The following is an 18,021-nucleotide window of genomic DNA, read 5'->3' on the forward strand; positions in this document are numbered from 1 at the left end:
GATTATCACTCGGCATAAGAAATCATCCCCGAGGAGGTGGGTGGATGATGAAAACGAGGAAAGTACCGATGCGCAAGTGTGTCGCATCTCAAGAGATGTTTCCGAAAAAAGAGTTGATTCGCGTGGTTCGAACGCCGGACCATGAGATTTTGATCGATCCGACGGGTAAAAAATCCGGCAGAGGGGCTTACCTCTGTGCCAAACCGGAATATGTGGAAATGGCCAGGAAGAAAAAAGCCCTGGACCGGGCCTTAAAGACCAAAGTGAAGGAGGAGGTCTACGATCGCCTCCAAGAATACATTGCCACCGGAAAACTCGATGGATAAACTGTATCAATTACTGGGTTTGGCGGCCCGGGCAGGCAAATTGGTTTCGGGGGAAGAGCAGGTCTTGCGTGCGATCCGTTCCGGGCGGGCTTTCTTGGTCCTCATCTCTCAAGATGCGGCAAAAAATGCCGCCAAAAAGATTGCGGACAAATGCACTTATTATCAGGTTCCGCTGTCGCAAGCGGGGTCCAGGCGCCAACTGGGTCGGGCCGTCGGAAAAGGGGAACGCGTGGTCGTCGCTGTCGTCGATCCCGGTTTTTCCCGGCTCATGCGGAATAGGATCCGAGTAACTGACGGGGGTGACTAATTTGACGAAGATTCGCGTATACGAATACGCCAAAAAAATGAATATGAGTAGCAAAGAGGTTTTGACCATCCTGAAACGGATGAACATGGAAGTCAATAACCATATGAGTGTCATGAACGACGAAATGATAAAGAACGTCGAGAAGTTTTTCAAAGATGTCAAACAGGGGGCGGAGAAAACGGAACAGAAAGCATCGAAGACGCAGAAAGAGACGAAACAGGGGAAACAACATCAAACCCGGTCCGGCGGGAAGCAGACCAAGGCGGGAAGTAAACCGCAGGGGTACCAAAATCAAGGTCAGAATCGAGGCGGCCGCGGCGGGAACAAGTCCAAGGGCGGCGCTTCCGAAGCCGGGGGACGCAATCACTCTCGCCGCAACAACCGCAAAAACGGCTCGGGAAACAACCGTTTCGGAGGGTCCAACAATAAAGGAGGGCACCGCCGCGGTCGTCGTGGCGGCAACCGCCGGGACAAACGACAGTACACCCCGAAACAGGCTCCGGTCCTGCCGACGGAGATCGAAGTCACCGGCCCGATGAGCGTGGGCGACCTGGCTAAACTGTTGCGCCGGGAAGCATCTGAAGTGATTAAGAAATTGATGAAACTCGGGACGATGGCTACGATTAACCAGGAAGTGGATGTTGACACAATCACCCTGGTGGCTGAAGAGTTTGGAGTTCATGTGAACTACAAGGAAGTTGTCGATGAATCGGCCTTTGAGGAAATCGAAGAGGAGGACGCACCGGAAGATTTGGAGGAACGTCCTTCGGTTGTAACGATCATGGGTCATGTCGATCACGGGAAAACGACCTTGTTGGATACGATTCGCCATACCAAGGTGACGGCGGGGGAAGCCGGCGGAATTACCCAGCATATCGGAGCGTATCAGGTGGAAAGCAACGGAAAGGAAATCACTTTCCTGGATACTCCGGGACACGCCGCCTTTACCACGATGCGCGCCCGCGGTGCCGAAGTGACGGATATTACCATCCTGGTCGTTGCCGCCGATGACGGTGTCATGCCGCAGACGGTGGAAGCGATCAATCACGCCAAAGCCGCCGAAGTTCCGATTATTGTCGCCGTCAACAAAATGGATAAACCGGAAGCCAACCCGGACCGGGTGAAACAACAATTGACAGAACATGGGTTGATCCCGGAAGAATGGGGAGGCGAAACGATTTTCGTTCCTGTTTCCGCTGTAAAGGGTGAGGGGATCGATGAACTTTTGGAAATGATTCTTCTCGTGGCGGAAGTACAGGAATTCAAAGCAAACCCGAACAAGCGTGCCCGGGGCATCGTGATCGAGGCCGAGTTGGATAAAGGACGCGGTGCCGTGGCGACGATTCTGGTCCAAAACGGAACCCTCAAGGTGGGGGATGCGATTGTGGCCGGCAGTTATTTCGGAAAGGTGCGGGCCATGATCAATGACCACGGCCAACGCGTCAAGTCTGCCGATCCCTCCACGCCGGTGGAGATTCTGGGTCTTTCCGACGTGCCGCAGGCAGGGGATCCCTTTATCGTATTTGAAGATGAGAAAAAAGCCCGTGAAGTCGCCGAGAAGCGAAACGAGAAAAAGCGGGCGGCGGAACTGGGTGTCAATAGCCGCGTCACCCTCGATGATCTGTATCAACAGATCCGTGAAGGCGAGATGAAAGACCTTAACATCATTATCAAAGCCGACGTCCAAGGATCCGCTGAAGCTGTACGCGGTTCCCTGGAAAAAATCGACGTGGAAGGGGTTCGTGTCAATATCATCCATGTCGGTGTCGGGGCGATCACCGAATCCGATGTCATTCTGGCTTCGGCTTCCAATGCCATCATTGTCGGGTTTAACGTCCGTCCGGAACCCAATGCTCGTGTCATGGCGGAGCGGGAAAAAGTGGATATTCGTTTGCACCGAGTGATCTACAATGCGATCGAAGAGATCGAGTCCGCCATGAAAGGAATGCTGGATCCGGAGTACCGGGATAAGATGGTGGGCCGTGCCGAAGTGCGTCAAACCTTCAAGGTGTCCAAAGTGGGAACTATCGCCGGCTGCTACGTTACTGAAGGAAAAATCGTTCGGGACGGCAAGGCGCAACTGATCCGGGACGGCGTTGTCATCCACGAAGGGGATATCGACACCCTGAAGCGGTACAAAGACGACGCCAAAGAAGTTTCCCAGGGTTATGAGTGCGGTGTGACACTGAAAAAGTTCAACGATATTAAAGAGGGAGACACCCTCGAAGTCTTTGTGCTTGAGGAAATTCAGCGGTAATGGTTGTCGCTGTTTTGGAATGTCGCTGCCGCATTTTGGGATCCACCTCGCTTAAGGATAAGCGAAGGGCTGTGAAAAGCGGTCTTTCCCGAATTCGGAGCCGGCTCAACTTGTCGGTGGCGGAGGTGGGTTCCCAGGATGACCGGCAGTTTGCCGATCTGGCCGTGGCTGGCGTAGGAAGCGGCAGTCGAGTAGTGGAACAGGAGTTAAGACAGGCCCAGAGCCTGTTGGAGAGTATAGAAGGATTGGAGATTATTGACGCCGAAATCGCGTTTTTATGACGTTTACGTCGTCATAGCGGCGTGAAAGAGGCATGTAGGAGGTGTCGGCGGTGGCCCGCATACGAGCGAGTCGTGTCGGCGAACAGGTAAAAAAAGAGTTGAGTTTTGTTTTACAACACGAGATGAAAGATCCCCGAATCGGGTTTGTCACCATTACCGCTGTGGAAATGAGCGGAGATTTGCAACAGGCGAAGGTGTTTATCAGCGTATTGGGGGATGAACAGCAAAAAAGCCAGACGTTGGAGGGTTTGGCTAAAGCAAAGGGTTTTTTGCGCACTGAAATCGGACGCCGGATTCAGCTTCGTCACACTCCGGAGTTGATTTTTAAGTTTGACGAGTCCATCGAGCACGGTCAACATATCTCCAAATTGTTGGAGGAAGTGAATCGGAATGAGCAAGGCGAGTGATGTATGGGAGCAGGCGGATCGTTTTGTCCTGGACAATGACGAATTTCTGGTCGTCTCCCATCTTCATCCTGACGGGGATGCCATCGGTTCTACACTGGCCGTCGGTTTTATTTTAAAAGCTCTCGGTAAGCGGTACGTGATGGTGAATGAATCTCCGGTTCCACAGAAGTTTCGCTTTTTGCCGGGAGTGGAGGATATTCTATCACCTGAGGAGGTTCAAGCGCGGGAAAAACCTTTTCGCCGCGCGATCGCTGTCGACGCCGCCGATGCCGATCGGATGGGAATCACCTGGAACCTGTTAGGGTCGGATGCGGACATTCTCAATATCGATCACCATCCGACCAATGATCGTTTCGGTACAGTTAACGTGATCGATTCCGATGCGGCGGCGACGGCGGAGATCCTTTGTCTGTGGGCGGACCGGTTGCAGGTAACATGGGACCGTGATCTGGCTTCCTGTCTGTATACCGGGCTGTTGACGGACACCGGAGGATTTCGCTACTCGAATACGACCCCGAAAGTGATGGCATTGGCTTCCCGCCTGCTCCGCTGCGGTGTGGATGCGAGCGGGATCGCCGATCGAGCTTTGGAGACCATGACCCGGGAGCAGATCGCGCTGGTTCGACGTGCATTGGACTCTCTTTCTTTTTCCGAGGATGGCCGAATTGGTTGGATGTGGTTGAAACGGGAAGATTTTCAGGAGACGGGTGCCGATGAAGAAGAGCTGGATGGAATTGTCAATTACGCCCGAAACGTCGTCGGGGTGGATGTCGGGATCTTGTTCCGGGAGACAGAGGAAGGTACAGTGAAAGCCAGTTTCCGCTCCCGGGAGATGGTCGATGTGGGAAAACTGGCCCAGTCTTTCGGCGGAGGCGGTCACGCCCGGGCGGCGGGGTGCTCCCTGAGTGAGTCCGGAGAAAAAGTGGAACGAGCCGTTTTGGAACAGGTTACCCGGGCGCTCCAGGGGGGAGGATCCTGATGCTGCACGGTGTAATCCCTGTCTGGAAGCCCGTCGGGATGACTTCCCACGATGTAGTGGCCCGTGTTCGCCGGTTGGCCGGGCAAAAACGGGTCGGACATACCGGAACCCTGGATCCTGATGTAGCTGGGGTATTGCCGATTTGTCTGGGGCAGGCGACCCGCATCGTCGAATATATCCAAAAAGCCCCTAAGCGGTACCGGGGGTTATTAACCCTCGGTGTTTCCACGGATACTCAGGATGCCTCGGGAGAGGTATTATCCCGAGTCGAGGCAGGAACCGTTCAGCCGGAAGAGGTGGATGCGGTTTTTCACCGTTTTGTGGGTGAGATTGAGCAGTTGCCTCCGATGTACTCCGCCGTCAAGGTTCAGGGTCGCCGGCTGTACGAATGGGCCCGTGAGGGAAAAAAAGTAGCTCGAAAGCCTCGCCGGACGGTGATTTATCGACTGGAGCGAACCGGTTGGGACCCGGGGACTCATCCCGAAGTTTCCTTCGATGTGGTATGCTCGAAGGGAACCTATGTGCGGACCCTTTGTGTTGATATCGGGAAAGCTTTGGGCTTTCCCGCTCACATGTCCCATCTGATCCGAGTGGAAAGCGGTCCCTTTACGAAGAGTGATTCCTTTTCACTGGAAGAAATAGAAGAAATTTCGGAGAAGGGGAACTGGGGGGATATACTGGTGGGCCCGGGAGAAGCCTTAGGTGAGTTCCCCAGCTTGTTCCTTCCGGGGGAGGCCTACTCGCAGGTGATGAACGGGATGCCGTTGGAGTGGGCCGATCCTTTGCCTTCTTCCCCTTACCACGGGCGGTTTCGGGTCTATACCGAAGCCGGGGATTTTTGTGGCCTGTACCGGATGGTTGATGAAACGACTGCCCATCCGGAAAAAGTTTTTCGGGTTAGGTGAAGCCGATGGAAACGATCCGTTTAACATATCCGTTGCGCATGGAACCATCTCGACCGGCAATCGCTTTGGCGATCGGTTATTTTGACGGCGTTCATCTCGGTCATCAGGCTGTTATCGGCAGGGCTCGGCGTTTTGCCGAGGATCAGGGGATTGCGACAGGGGTGATGACGTTTCATCCCCATCCTCGCGAAGTCCTGGGGAAGGCGAAGATGAACCACTACCTCACTCCTCTGCCGGAAAAACTGAACGCCTTTGAAGCGCTCGGGGTGGATCGCACGTATGTGATGGCATTTGATCGGGAGTTTGCTTCTCTCTCTAAAGAGGCCTTTATCGAGGAGGTACTTGCGCCTCTCAACGTCCGAGGGGCGGCTGTCGGATTCAACTTCTCCTTTGGCCGGGGCGCGGAAGGAAAAGCGGAGGACTTGGTCCGGTTGGGAGAGGGAAAGTTTCGGGTCGAAGTGACCCCCCCGATTGATCAAAATGAGTTGCCCCTGAGCAGTACTCGTTTGAGACAAGCTGTGCGGGAAGGAAGGGTGGATATCGCCGGACAGATTCTGGGCCGTCCCTATGCTCTCGCGGGGGAAGTTGTTCATGGAGATCGTCGGGGGCGGTTGATCGGTTTTCCCACGGCGAACCTTCGTCTGGGGGAGCCTTATATGGTTCCCGACCACGGAGTGTATGTGGTTCAGGCTTCCTGGGGAAATACGTCACGCTACGGGATAATGAACATCGGTGTCCGGCCCACATTTGATGATCCCACCCCCCGGTTGACACTGGAGGTGCACCTCTTAGACACGGATGTGGACCTCTACGGAAAACAGCTGCGGGTGGAGTTCTTGCACCGGCTTCGTCCGGAGGTGAAGTTCGACTCCGTCGATGCCTTGGTTGACCGGATCCGAAAGGATGAAAGGGAGGCCCGGGCGTGGCTGGAGCGGAAGAAATCATCTTCGTGTTGAACGGCCTCATTTACTCATTCTTTTTGATATGCTATACTATTTTGGTACGAAAACAGGTGAAAACCCGTTTTCGGGCCGGCTTGATCGCCGGCGGACAACCCTGGCGCGGATAATCGACTGCCTCGGCGATTGACTGGGCCACGGGGGTTTTGAAATAAAGGAGGTGAACCGGAGATGAGCTTGTCTTTGGAACGCAAGCAGGAAATCATCAACGAATTCAAGACCCACGAGAACGACACCGGGTCTCCGGAAGTTCAGATCGCGATTTTGACCACGCGGATCAATGAACTGAACGAACATCTGCGGGTTCATAAGAAGGATCATCATTCCCGCCGCGGATTGTTGAAGATGGTCGGTCAGCGTCGCAACCTGCTCAACTATCTGAAGAAAAACGATATTACGCGGTATCGGACGGTGATCGGAAAACTGGGTCTGCGCCGGTAACGGGTGGTAAAGCGGGGGCTTCCCCCGCTTTTTTCAGTCGTGGGACTCTAAAAGGATTCCTGAAAGGAAATAATGTTACTGTGCAGAAGAAGTAAAAACGTGTGCTCAAGAGAGGAGGAAATGCAGCAACAATGGAACCTTCTGTTTTTAAAACGGAACTCGCTGGACGGCCGCTGACGTTGGAAGTTGGGAAATTTGCCAATCAAGCGAACGGGTCAGTGTTCGTCCGCTACGGTGAAACAGCTGTATTGGCCACGGCGACGGCCTCGGATGAGCCGAAGGACCTGAGTTTCTTTCCGCTGACGGTCAATTATGAGGAGCGGTTGTACGCCGTGGGGAAGATTCCCGGAGGCTTTATTAAAAGGGAAGGACGCCCCAGCGAAAAGGCGGTTTTGACCAGCCGTTTAATCGACCGGCCGATTCGACCCCTGTTTCCCGAAGGTTTTCGCAATGAGGTCCAAGTGATTACCACCGTCATGTCCGTCGACCAGGATTGTTCGTCGGAGGTGGCGGCGATGATCGGAGCTTCCGCGGCCTTATCCATTTCCGATATCCCCTTTGCCGGTCCCATCGCCGGTGTCATCGTCGGAAGGGTCGATGGGAAACTGGTGGTGAATCCCGATGTCAAGGAAATGGAGAAAAGCGATCTCCATCTTGTCGTTGCCGGGACGAAGTACGGGGTGAATATGGTGGAAGCCGGCGCGGATGAGATTCCGGAGGAAGTGATGCTGGAAGCGATCCTGTATGGTCACGAACACATCAAAAAAATGGTCGCTTTTCAGGAAGAGATGGTTGTCCAACGGGGGCAGGAGAAAATACAGCCGGAGCTTCGCCGGGTGGATGCCGATTTGGAGCAACGGGTTCGGGAATTAGCGGCTTCTTCGATGAAGGAAGCGGCCCAAGTGGTGGATAAGAAGGAACGCCAGCAAGCGGTCGACCGGATCAAGGAAAGCGTAGCGGAAGAGTTGGTTGACGAGTATCCCGAAGAGGAACAGCAGCAAGATATCGGAGAGGTGCTGGAGACACTCCTGAAAGAGGAAGTGCGCCGCTTGATCCTGGAGGAGAAAAAGCGTCCGGACGGACGTGGCCCTGACCAGATCCGGCCATTGTCCAGCGAGGTGAGTATTCTTCCCCGTACTCACGGGTCCGGCCTGTTCCGAAGAGGCGAAACCCAGGTATTAAGCATCTGCACCCTGGGAGCTCTGGGAGATGTACAGATTTTGGACGGACTGGACCTGGAAGAGTCCAAGCGGTTTATGCATCACTACAATTTTCCGCCCTTCAGTGTCGGTGAAGCGCGTCCTCTGCGGGGACCGGGACGTAGGGAAATCGGTCACGGTGCCTTGGGTGAGCGGGCGTTGGAGCCTGTCCTTCCGTCTGAGGATGAGTTCCCTTATACCATTCGCCTCGTATCGGAGGTACTGGAGTCCAACGGTTCCACTTCCCAGGCCAGTATCTGTGCTTCCACCCTCGCCATGATGGATGCCGGGGTTCCTGTTAAAGCGCCGGTGGCGGGGATCGCCATGGGGTTGGTGAAGGAAGGGGACCAGGTAACGGTTTTGACGGATATCCAGGGGATGGAGGACCATCTGGGTGACATGGACTTCAAAGTGGCCGGTACCCGACAGGGTGTAACGGCGTTGCAAATGGATATTAAAATCGAGGAAATCGATCGGCGGGTCTTGGAGCAGGCATTGGAACAAGCCCACCGTGCCCGTCATATGATACTGGATGATATGTCCCGGGCGATTGAAAAGCCTCGCGGCCAATTGTCTCCCCACGCCCCGAAGATCCTGGCGATCAGAATTGATCCCGACAAGATCCGGGATGTGATCGGGCCGAGCGGACGTGTGATCAATAAGATTATCGACGAGACCGGAGTCAAAATCGATATCGAACAGGATGGCCGTGTCTATATCGCTTCGACGGATCCGGAACAGAATGAAAAAGCCAAGAAGACCATCGAAGATCTTGTTCGGGAAGTTGAAGTGGGAGAGACTTACACGGGAACGGTTAAACGTGTGGAGAAATACGGAGCTTTTGTTGAAGTACTTCCCGGAAAAGAAGGGCTGGTTCATATTTCCCAGCTGGCTCCAAACCGGGTGAACAAAGTCTCTGATGTCGTCAGTGTAGGAGACGATATCCGGGTCAAGGTGACGGAGATTGATAATCAAGGGCGGATCAACCTCTCGCGAAAAGCAGTCTTGAAGGATAAGTCCGGGGTGGAATAAAAAGGTCCACCCAACATTGCAACAAAAAGAGCCAGAGCGATCTGACTCTTTTTTTGTGGGGGGAAGTTGCCTCTCCTCTTCTGTATAGGCGCTCGTTTCCACGCATAAGTTAGTACCAGTGACAGGGAGGTGCTGACGTGAACGAGCGGAGGCTGCGCAAGCGATGGTTGTTGCTTGTGATTCCCCTGATTGGATTCGTGGTGTACTCTCCTTCCGTCACCGCTTATGTTAATCAGGTGAAGGAAGGAAAGGCACAACCGGTCTTTCAGCGGGATGAGTTGAAAGATGTTATTGAACAGGGGGCTCGCGTGCGAAATGAGCCACCAGTGGATGCCCGGGTGGACCCGGTATGGAAAGCCATTCCCGGATATAACGGTCTGGCTGTCGATGTGGAATCCACCTATCGTCTGGCTAAGCGGATGGGACAGACCCGACCCGTACGCTGGATTATGGAGGAAGTGACACCGAAGGTTTCCCTGGATGATCTGGATGCACAGCCGATTTATCGGGGGAATGAAAAAAAGCCGATGGCGGCATTGATGATTAATGTGGCCTGGGGGACGGAACACCTGCCGGGTTTACTCGATATTCTGAAGCGGGAAGGGATTTCCGCCACCTTTTTTTTGGACGGGTCCTGGTTGAAAAAGCATCCTGAAATGGCGGAGGAGCTCCGGCGACAAGGACATGAGGTGGGGAATCACGCCTATTCCCATCCGCTGATGAGTCGGATTTCCCGAGAACGCATCCGCACCGAAATTCAAAGAACGGAGGCGCTGATTCAACAGTCGACCGGGGATCATTCCCGCTTTTTCGCTCCCCCGGCCGGGGATTTTAACCAGAACGTCCTAGATGAAGCCCGGCATTTGGGCATGAAGACGGTTCTGTGGACAGTGGACACCGTTGATTGGAAGAAGAGTTCAAGTCCGGAGTGGATGACGGCACGGGTGAAAAAAGGAGTCGGGCGAGGTTCCCTCATTTTGATGCACCCGACGGATCGGACGGTAAAGGCTCTTCCCAAAATTATAAGCACGGTGAAGAATAAAGGAATAAAATTGGGAACCGTAAATCAAGTCCTTTCTTCAAAACGGGTGGAAAGTGTTGAGCCGATGGATGCGTTTTGATATAGTGGGGATACTTCACGGAAAATACTTACAGAATGTTTGCGGGATAAGGAGGAACAGGGGACCCATTGATTGCTAAACATACTTTATCCAATGGGGTTCGCGTCGTAGCGGAAAAAATGCCGCATGTGAGATCTGTCGCCTTCGGGCTGTGGATCGGCACGGGTTCCCGAAACGAGACACCGGAGAACAACGGCATATCCCATTTTTTAGAGCACATGATGTTTAAAGGAACCGACCGCCGAACGACCAAGGAATTGGCGGAAACCTTTGACGAAATCGGGGGGCAGGTGAATGCCTTTACTTCGAAGGAGATGACCTGCTACTACGCCAAAGTGTTGGACCAGCACCTTCATGTGGCGATGGATGTGCTGTCCGATATGTTTTTTTATTCCACATTGGCAGAGGAAGAGATCGCCAAGGAGCGAAAGGTCATTGTGGAAGAGATTCGGATGGTGGAGGACACTCCCGACGATATTGTCCATGATTGGCTGTCCCTTGCGGCCATGCAGGAGCATTCCCTCGGCCTTCCGGTTCTGGGCGGTGTGGAGACCGTCAATGGATTCAACCGTACCAGGCTGATCGAATACCGAAGGAAGCAATACCAGCCGCAGCAGCTGGTGATCGCTCTGGCCGGCAATCTTCCTGACGATTATCTGGAACAGTTGGAGCAGCGCTTCAACGGTTTCGAGGGGGAAGGTTTTTCGGCGAAGAAGGAGCCCCCGCCGTATACCGGGGATTGGATCGCCAAGAAAAAACCGATCGAGCAGACGCATCTGTGCTTGGGATTGCCGGGGTTATCGATCGGCGATTCGGGAATTTATGCTCTGATCTTGTTAAACAATCTTCTGGGAGGCAATATGAGCTCCCGCCTGTTCCAGGAAGTGCGGGAGGAACGTGGACTGGCCTATTCGGTCTTTTCCTATCACAGTGCTTACAGTGACAGCGGATTATTTACGATTTATGCCGGAACGGCTCCCGGTCAGGAAAATGAAGTGATCGAAGTCATGATCCGTGAATTGGACGAGCTTCGGCAACACGGGGTGACGGATGCGGAATTGCAGAAAGGAAAGGAACAGTTGAAAGGCAGTTTAATGATGAGCCTGGAGAGCACCGAGAACCGGATGGGCCGCTTGGGCAAAAATGAACTCCTGTTAAGGGAGCATCCGTCTCTGGATGAAGTGGTGCGGAAAATCGAAGGACTGTCCCGGGAGGACATCTTGAACACGGCCCGCCGGGTCTTTTCCAACCCTCTGGCCTTATCGGTCATTTCTCCGGACGGTGGGGTTCCTTCCGCTTATAGGAGGGATGCACTTGTCTTATAATGTGAGGATTCGACCATGGCCTGGAAACGAAGATTTGCCGTTACCTGAGAAGATGTCGGAGGGGGCCAGCGGATATGATTTGTTGGCAGCGGTGGAGGAAGAGATTGAGCTGAATCCGGGAGACTGGACACTTGTTCCCACGGGGATTGCGATCGAGATGCCGAAGGGCTTGGAAGCCCAGATACGTCCACGCAGCGGCTTGGCCCTGAAGCACGGTGTTACATTGCTTAATTCACCGGGTACCATTGATGCCGATTACCGCGGGCAAATCTCTGTTATTTTACACAATCTGGGGAAGGAGTCCTTTACCGTTTGCCGCGGGGAACGGATTGCTCAAATGGTGTTTCAGACGGTGCCTGACATCCGCTTAACTATCGCGGAGGATCTATCGACGACCCGTCGCGGTGAGGGTGGATTCGGGCATACCGGTAAATAACGACAGCGGAGGGGAAGCGGTGAGTTCCACGCGAATCAAACGATTGGAACAGGAAGTCGAGCACTTGCGAACGGCTCTGTATCAAGCTGTGGCGGGGAGCGAGACCCGTTTGTCCCACTCCGCCGTCCTGCCCATCAGTCAGAAGTTGGACGACCTGATCAATCAATATTACGAAGAAGAAAAAAAGAAACGGGAATCCTAGCGCCTCCCCTGAGGAGGCGCTTTTTATAACCGGTTATTTCACACCAGCCATTGATGCCGACTGCGCCTGGAAATCGGCGCCCAGTGACTTCGGCGATTGACCAGACACACCCTAGAAGCCTTGTGATTTAGCACGTCCTTGGTGGGTCGGGGTGGGGTTCCACACTCCGTTTCGTTGTTCTGACGAGCCAAAGGCACTCCGTGTGGAACCCACCCTCCCGAAGACGGACTTTTTCACAACGCTTCTAGCCGAAACTTTTTTACGTCATAACTTTGGTGATTTGATGATACATTCTCTAACAGTAGCCAGGGCGTGTCTGGTTATTCAGGTTTCTACGACCCATAGGGAGGGCCGGTGTGATCGGCGGAGATCCTTTGCGTTTTTTGCAAGAGATCGGAGAGGATCACACCGGCCCGGGCACCAAGCTGGGGTTTATCAGACAGGCCCTTGGAAAAAACCACATGGGGGGATGGAATATGCGCTGGAGTGAATTCGCCGATAAGGAATTAATCGATGTGGACGGCGGTGAGAAGATTGGAACGGCGGGACAGGCGGACCTCGTCATCGATGACCGCACGGGAAAGATCCGCTCCATGCTTTTACCTGTCGGTTCTTCCTGGTTCGGAAAAAAGCAGGGGGAAATCGAGATTTCCTGGCATCAAATCCGTAAGGTAGGTCCGGAGATGGTCATTGTGGAGTCTTCCGGAAAGGGCCGTTTGTATCAAAAATGAGTCAATGAGAAAGGCGGTAACCGTTTGTAAGTCCCCGACATATGATGCAACAGAAGAGAGACGATTTCTGCGTGAAGTTCCCGATGGGAGAAGGATTCTCCAGGGAAAGGGGTCTTGTAGGGGATGTTAACGGGAAAGCATGTCGCCTTCCTCGGCGGGGATGCCCGGCAGCTGGAAGTTATTAAAAGCTGTATCGAGTTGAACGCGAAGGTGAGCCTGATCGGATTTGAAAACCTGCAAAGTCCTTTTAGCGGGGCGAGTAAACGTGACTTAAACAGGGATCTCTTAAAGACAGTGGATCTGTTGATTCTACCGATTATGGGGGCCGATGACGAGGGAAAGGTAGACAGTGTCTTCACAACGGAGAAAATTGTGCTGACCGGGGAGCACATCCGTTCCCTTCCCGCCGGGGCTGTCGTTTACACAGGCATTGCGAAATCATATCTTAAAAATCTTTGCGATGAAAATGCTGTTCGGTTCATCGAGCTTTTAAAGCGGGATGATGTCGCCATCTACAATTCGATTCCGACGGTGGAAGGAGCCGTTATGATGGCGATTCAGCACACAGACATTACGATCCACGGCTCCACCTGTACCGTGTTGGGGCTGGGCCGGGTCGGAATGACTCTGGCTCGCACACTTTATGCCCTGGGAGCTCGGGTTCGTGCGGGCGTACACCGTGCCGATCATTATGCCCGGGCCGTCGAAATGGGTTTGGAACCTTTTTTTACCGAGGAACTGCCCCGTCAGGTGCAAGATGTGGATCTTCTGTGTAATACGGTTCCTGCACCGGTAGTGACTGATAAGGTTTTGTCACGGATGCCCCACAGTGCTGTCATTATCGATCTGGCATCCAAACCGGGAGGCGTCGACTTCCGATTTGCCGAAAAACGGGGGATTAAAGCGATACTGGCCCCCAGTTTGCCTGGCATTGTGGCTTCCAAAACGGCCGGGCGGATTCTGGCGCAGACGATTACCCGTCTGTTGGCTGAAGAAACCGGGGAAAAGGGGTGAGCCGGATGAACCTTACAGGAAAGACGATCGGCTTTGGTCTGACGGGATCGCATTGTACTCACGATGAAGTGTTGCCGCAGATGGAGAGGCTGGTCGAATCGGGAGCCCGTGTCATTCCAGTGGTATCCCATACAGTAAAGACGGTGGACAGTCGATTCGGAGAGGCAAAGGAATGGTTGAAAAAAATCCGGGAAATTACCGGAGAAGAGATTCTATCAACCATACCGGAAGCGGAGCCGATCGGTCCCAAAAAATTGTTGGATTGCATGCTGATCGCTCCCTGTACCGGAAACAGCCTGGCCCGCTTGGCCAACGCGATGACAGACAGTCCGGTGATGATGGCTGCCAAGGCGCAAATGCGTAACCAACGCCCGGTAGTGGTTGCTATCTCCACGAATGACGCTCTCGGATTGAATGCGGCGAACCTGGCAAAGTTATTGCCAGTCGAAAATATTTATTTTGTTCCCTTTGGTCAGGATAACCCCCCAACCAAGCCCAACTCATTGGTGGCGCGGATGGAGCTGATTCCCGAAGCGTGCCAGGCAGCGATGGAAGGATATCAAATCCAGCCTTTAATAGTTGAAAAATATCGCGACTTGACCTCATAATAGATAAAGATGTTGCTAAAAACGGCATAAAAGTTGCGAGGCCTTCCCACGGATGAGAAGGCCCTGTGCTTTTTTGCCAAGCTTGGATAGGGGGAAATTCATTGATGCCATCACGTGAAGTGACAGTAGCCGTCCTTGGAGCGACAGGTGCTGTCGGGGAACAAATTCTACGAAACTTGGAAGAACGTTCGATTCCGATTAAGGAGCTGCGATTGCTTGCGTCCGCTCGTTCCGCCGGAAAGAAAGTGCGTTTCAAAGGTGAAGAAGTAGAAGTGCAAGAGGCCACCCCGGAATCCTTTGAGGGTGTGGATATTGCTTTGTTCAGCGCGGGAGGCGGCGTCAGCGAGAAATTTGCTCCGGAAGCCGTCAAGCGTGGTGCTGTTGTTGTCGATAATACCAACGCTTTCCGAATGGATCCGGAAGTTCCCCTGGTTGTGCCGGAAGTGAACGGAGATCAGATTCGGCACCATAAAGGAATTATCGCCAACCCCAACTGCTCCACCATTCAGATGGTGGTGGCGTTGAAACCGCTCTTCGATCGGTTCGGATTCGACCGGGTCATCGTTTCTACCTATCAGGCGGTTTCCGGATCCGGAGCTCAGGCCATGGAGGAGTTGACTGAACAATCCCGGGCGGCTTTGGAAGGGAGACAAGGGCCGCGGGAAATCATGCCCGTCGGCAAACTGTCGAAGCATTATCCCATTGCTTTTAACACGATTCCCCAGTGCGATGTCGCTCAGGATAACGGTTACACCCTGGAAGAGATGAAAATGATCCGGGAGACAAAAAAGATTTTTGATGACGAATCCATCGGAGTGACTGCCACCTGTGTCCGGGTTCCCGTCTTTCGGGGGCACAGTGAATCGGTCTATGTGGAACTGAAAGAGGAGTTCGACCTAGCGGAAGTGCGCCAAATTTTAAAAGAAGGCGAAGGAATCATTCTACAGGATGATATCGCCAATCAGGAATATCCGATGCCCCTGGACACCTCCGGTCGCGACGAGGTCTTCGTGGGCCGGGTTCGAAAAGATACGGTAAATTCCCGTGGTCTCAACTTATGGGTCGTGTCGGATAACCTCCTGAAGGGGGCAGCGACCAACGCCGTACAAATCGCCGAAAAACTCGTATCACAAGACAGTCAGTAGAAGGGGATTTTTATCGCAATGAGAATTCGGGTGCAAAAATTTGGAGGAACATCGGTCGCTACGCCGGAGTCGCGTTCCAGGGTGATTCACCACATCCGCGAAGCGGTGGATCAGGGGTTTAGCCTTGTTGTGGTTGTCTCGGCCATGGGCAGAAAAGGGGATCCTTACGCAACGGACACCTTCCTGGATTGGATCGGGCAAAACGGGAGTTCACTTTCCCCCAGGGAGCAGGATCTCCTCCTGAGCTGCGGGGAGATCATCTCCGCTTCCACCCTATCCAGCCTGCTCAATCAGGAAGGGGTGGCCAACTCGGTTCTGACCGGGGGGCAGGCAGGTATTATCACCAACGATCAATTTAATAATGCGCAGATTATGACGATCAATCCGTCCCGAGTGAAAGAAGAGTTGCAACAAGGTAAAGTAGTGGTTCTCGCTGGCTTTCAGGGACGTACCGCCGATGGTGATGTGACTACTCTGGGCCGTGGCGGAAGCGATACAACAGCCACCGCCTTGGGGGTTTCCCTGGAAGCGGAATCGGTGGATATTTTCACTGACGTAGAGGGAATCATGACTGCTGATCCCCGTATTGTGGAGGATGCCTCCCATTTGGAAACCGTCACCTATTCGGAGATTTGTAACTTGGCCTTTCAAGGGGCCAAAGTGATCCATCCGAGGGCGGTGGAGCTGGCGATGCAGACCAATGTTCCGATCCGGGTTCGTTCCACTCATTCCGATCACCCCGGAACCTTGGTAACCAGTACCCACGAAGTGAATGGAGTGGCCGGGGAAGTGAGTGACCGGCTGATTACCGGAATCACTCAAATGCCCAATGTTACACAGATCAAAGTACGCTCCGGGGAAGGGCAATACGATCTGCAGCACCGCGTTTTCAAGGCAATGGCCGAGCACGGGATCAGCGTCGATCTGATCAATATCAATCCCAGCGGCGTCGCTTATACCGTCTACGATCATGTGGCCGACGAAGCAGAAGAGATCCTTGACTCGATGAATCTGAAGGCGGAACTTTATCGCCAATGCGCAAAAGTATCCGTGGTAGGTGCGGGAATCGCCGGAGTTCCCGGAGTGATGTCCAAAATTACCGAAGCCTTGACTGAAGAGGACGTCCGGATTCTCCAATCCGCCGACTCACACACCACGATCTGGGCCTTGGTCAGAGGAGAGGACATGGTTAAGGCGGTTCGTGCATTGCATAAAAAATTCGATCTCCACAAAATCCACGTGCAATAAAAGAGGGCCGGGGTGCGGCAGCCCGGTGCATCCCATCGATGAAGCCCGTCACAGCACTGGATCCACTTTCGGACTCCCGCCTTCCCGCCAAGGAGAAGGTGGGGGTCCAATTCTAAAAAGAACCCTTTCATCAAACTCGTTTCATTCATTTAGATCGGGATTTTGGAGGGAAGACACCGTGAATTTTGGTAGACTTTTAACGGCAATGATAACGCCTCTGACCGAGAGCGGTGCGATCGATTGGCCCCGTGTTGCCGACTGCATGGAGCATTTGATTGCTACCGGCACCGAGTCCATCGTCGTGGCTGGGACGACCGGCGAATCGCCTACACTGACTCATCGGGAAAAATTGGAGCTGTGCCGATACGCGGTGCGGCAAGCCGACGGACGCGTAAAAATTATCGCCGGGACCGGTAACAACAATACGCAGGCTTCGGTGGAACTGACGGGCGAGGTGGCCTCTACCGGAGTGGACGGCGTCATGTTGGTGGTTCCCTATTACAATAAACCGACACAGGAAGGGTTGTACCAACACTTTAAAACGGTGGCCCAGTCGACATCCCTCCCCGTGATGCTGTACAATATCCCCGGCCGCAGCTCCGTCAACATGGACGTGGATACCATGGTCCGTCTGACGGACGAAGTGGGTAATATTACGATGATCAAGGAGTCCAGCGGAAATCTGGTTCAGGTTATGGACCTGGTTTCCCGAAAGCGGAAAGATGTCGCCGTTTACAGTGGGATGGACGAACTGATTGTCCCCTATCTGTCGGCGGGGGCGGACGGAGTGGTCAGTGTGGCCGGTCATTTGGCCGGTTCTTCCATCAAAGAGATGATAGAAGCTTTCATCCAGGGAGATGCCGGCAAAGCGGGAGAGATTCAGCGGAGATTGATTCCCCTGGTTCATGCACTGTTTATGACATCCAGTCCGGCACCGCTGAAATATGCCATGTCTCGTCTGGGTCTGTGCGAGGAACATGTCCGTTTGCCCATCGTTTCCCTGCATCAGGGGGAAAAGGATCAGGTGGACTATGTACTCCGTTCGCTTCAAATTTCCAGATAATCGCCCCTCTCATAAAACTGAAAAAGGGACCCGAC

At 53.6% G+C, this 18,021-nt stretch carries 20 protein-coding genes; all 20 read left to right on the top strand.

Translation table 11 applies throughout. The annotated features are described in order from the left end of the window. The first annotated feature begins 47 nt into the window (after window positions 1-47). Window positions 48-326: an RNase P modulator RnpM gene (gene rnpM / locus CHM34_RS00200; protein ID WP_094263045.1), complete on the top strand. Its 279-nt coding sequence runs from the start codon at window positions 48-50 to the stop codon at window positions 324-326. Beyond that, window positions 319-633 carry a YlxQ family RNA-binding protein gene (locus CHM34_RS00205; protein ID WP_094263044.1) on the top strand — a complete coding sequence of 105 codons (315 nt, stop codon included), beginning with the start codon at window positions 319-321 and terminating at the stop codon, window positions 631-633. Before rnpM ends, CHM34_RS00205 begins: the two co-directional genes overlap by 8 nt. After that, the gene (infB, locus tag CHM34_RS00210; protein ID WP_439116300.1) at window positions 617-2,890 is read left to right on the top strand and encodes a translation initiation factor IF-2; all 2,274 of its coding nucleotides are present in this window, start codon (window positions 617-619) and stop codon (window positions 2,888-2,890) included. Before CHM34_RS00205 ends, infB begins: the two co-directional genes overlap by 17 nt. After that, window positions 2,890-3,171 (top strand): DUF503 domain-containing protein, encoded by a 282-nt coding sequence (locus CHM34_RS00215; RefSeq protein WP_094262582.1) that lies wholly within the window; start codon window positions 2,890-2,892, stop codon window positions 3,169-3,171. The genes infB and CHM34_RS00215 overlap by 1 nt, the downstream gene beginning before the upstream one ends. 50 nt (window positions 3,172-3,221) lie before the next feature. Beyond that, entirely contained in the window at window positions 3,222-3,578 is a 357-nt protein-coding gene (rbfA, locus tag CHM34_RS00220; protein ID WP_094262583.1) for a 30S ribosome-binding factor RbfA, read from the top strand. After that, window positions 3,562-4,557 carry a DHH family phosphoesterase gene (locus tag CHM34_RS00225; protein WP_094262584.1) on the top strand — a complete coding sequence of 332 codons (996 nt, stop codon included), beginning with the start codon at window positions 3,562-3,564 and terminating at the stop codon, window positions 4,555-4,557. The genes rbfA and CHM34_RS00225 overlap by 17 nt, the downstream gene beginning before the upstream one ends. Further along, a complete protein-coding gene (gene truB, locus CHM34_RS00230; RefSeq protein WP_240511796.1) occupies window positions 4,557-5,462 on the top strand; it encodes a tRNA pseudouridine(55) synthase TruB in 906 nt (301 codons plus the stop codon). The genes CHM34_RS00225 and truB overlap by 1 nt, the downstream gene beginning before the upstream one ends. Before the next feature lie 5 nt (window positions 5,463-5,467). Then, a complete protein-coding gene (locus tag CHM34_RS00235) occupies window positions 5,468-6,418 on the top strand; it encodes a bifunctional riboflavin kinase/FAD synthetase (RefSeq protein ID WP_094263046.1) in 951 nt (316 codons plus the stop codon). Window positions 6,419-6,592: 174 nt separating this feature from the next. Then, on the top strand, window positions 6,593-6,862 hold the full coding sequence (gene rpsO, locus CHM34_RS00240; protein ID WP_094262586.1) for a 30S ribosomal protein S15: 270 nt from the start codon (window positions 6,593-6,595) through the stop codon (window positions 6,860-6,862). A 131-nt stretch (window positions 6,863-6,993) separates the two neighbouring features. Continuing rightward, entirely contained in the window at window positions 6,994-9,093 is a 2,100-nt protein-coding gene (pnp, locus tag CHM34_RS00245) for a polyribonucleotide nucleotidyltransferase (protein ID WP_094262587.1), read from the top strand. Window positions 9,094-9,230: 137 nt separating this feature from the next. Next, window positions 9,231-10,214, top strand: coding sequence for a polysaccharide deacetylase family protein (locus CHM34_RS00250; protein WP_094262588.1), 984 nt, complete (start codon window positions 9,231-9,233; stop codon window positions 10,212-10,214). Window positions 10,215-10,282: 68 nt separating this feature from the next. Next, the gene (locus CHM34_RS00255) at window positions 10,283-11,539 is read left to right on the top strand and encodes a M16 family metallopeptidase (protein ID WP_094262589.1); all 1,257 of its coding nucleotides are present in this window, start codon (window positions 10,283-10,285) and stop codon (window positions 11,537-11,539) included. After that, complete coding sequence (gene dut / locus CHM34_RS00260) at window positions 11,529-11,975, top strand: dUTP diphosphatase (protein WP_094262590.1); 447 nt, start codon at window positions 11,529-11,531, stop codon at window positions 11,973-11,975. The genes CHM34_RS00255 and dut overlap by 11 nt, the downstream gene beginning before the upstream one ends. Window positions 11,976-11,994: 19 nt before the next feature. After that, entirely contained in the window at window positions 11,995-12,177 is a 183-nt protein-coding gene (locus tag CHM34_RS00265; RefSeq protein WP_169713505.1) for an aspartyl-phosphate phosphatase Spo0E family protein, read from the top strand. A 356-nt stretch (window positions 12,178-12,533) separates the two neighbouring features. After that, entirely contained in the window at window positions 12,534-12,908 is a 375-nt protein-coding gene (locus CHM34_RS00270; protein ID WP_240511797.1) for a YlmC/YmxH family sporulation protein, read from the top strand. A gap of 123 nt (window positions 12,909-13,031) precedes the next feature. Then, window positions 13,032-13,922, top strand: a complete 891-nt coding sequence (gene dpsA / locus CHM34_RS00275) for a dipicolinate synthase subunit DpsA (RefSeq protein ID WP_094262592.1) — start codon at window positions 13,032-13,034, stop codon at window positions 13,920-13,922. A 5-nt stretch (window positions 13,923-13,927) separates the two neighbouring features. Further along, complete coding sequence (locus tag CHM34_RS00280) at window positions 13,928-14,530, top strand: dipicolinate synthase subunit B (protein WP_094262593.1); 603 nt, start codon at window positions 13,928-13,930, stop codon at window positions 14,528-14,530. A 104-nt stretch (window positions 14,531-14,634) separates the two neighbouring features. Beyond that, window positions 14,635-15,675 carry an aspartate-semialdehyde dehydrogenase gene (locus CHM34_RS00285; protein WP_094262594.1) on the top strand — a complete coding sequence of 347 codons (1,041 nt, stop codon included), beginning with the start codon at window positions 14,635-14,637 and terminating at the stop codon, window positions 15,673-15,675. A gap of 18 nt (window positions 15,676-15,693) precedes the next feature. Further along, window positions 15,694-16,923, top strand: a complete 1,230-nt coding sequence (gene dapG / locus CHM34_RS00290) for an aspartate kinase (RefSeq protein WP_094262595.1) — start codon at window positions 15,694-15,696, stop codon at window positions 16,921-16,923. Between the two features lie 178 nt (window positions 16,924-17,101). Further along, window positions 17,102-17,986: a 4-hydroxy-tetrahydrodipicolinate synthase gene (gene dapA / locus CHM34_RS00295; RefSeq protein ID WP_094262596.1), complete on the top strand. Its 885-nt coding sequence runs from the start codon at window positions 17,102-17,104 to the stop codon at window positions 17,984-17,986. Window positions 17,987-18,021: the final 35 nt, after the last annotated feature.

It is taken from the genome of Paludifilum halophilum (assembly GCF_002245355.1).
GTDB classification, from domain to species: domain Bacteria; phylum Bacillota; class Bacilli; order Thermoactinomycetales; family DSM-45169; genus Paludifilum; species Paludifilum halophilum.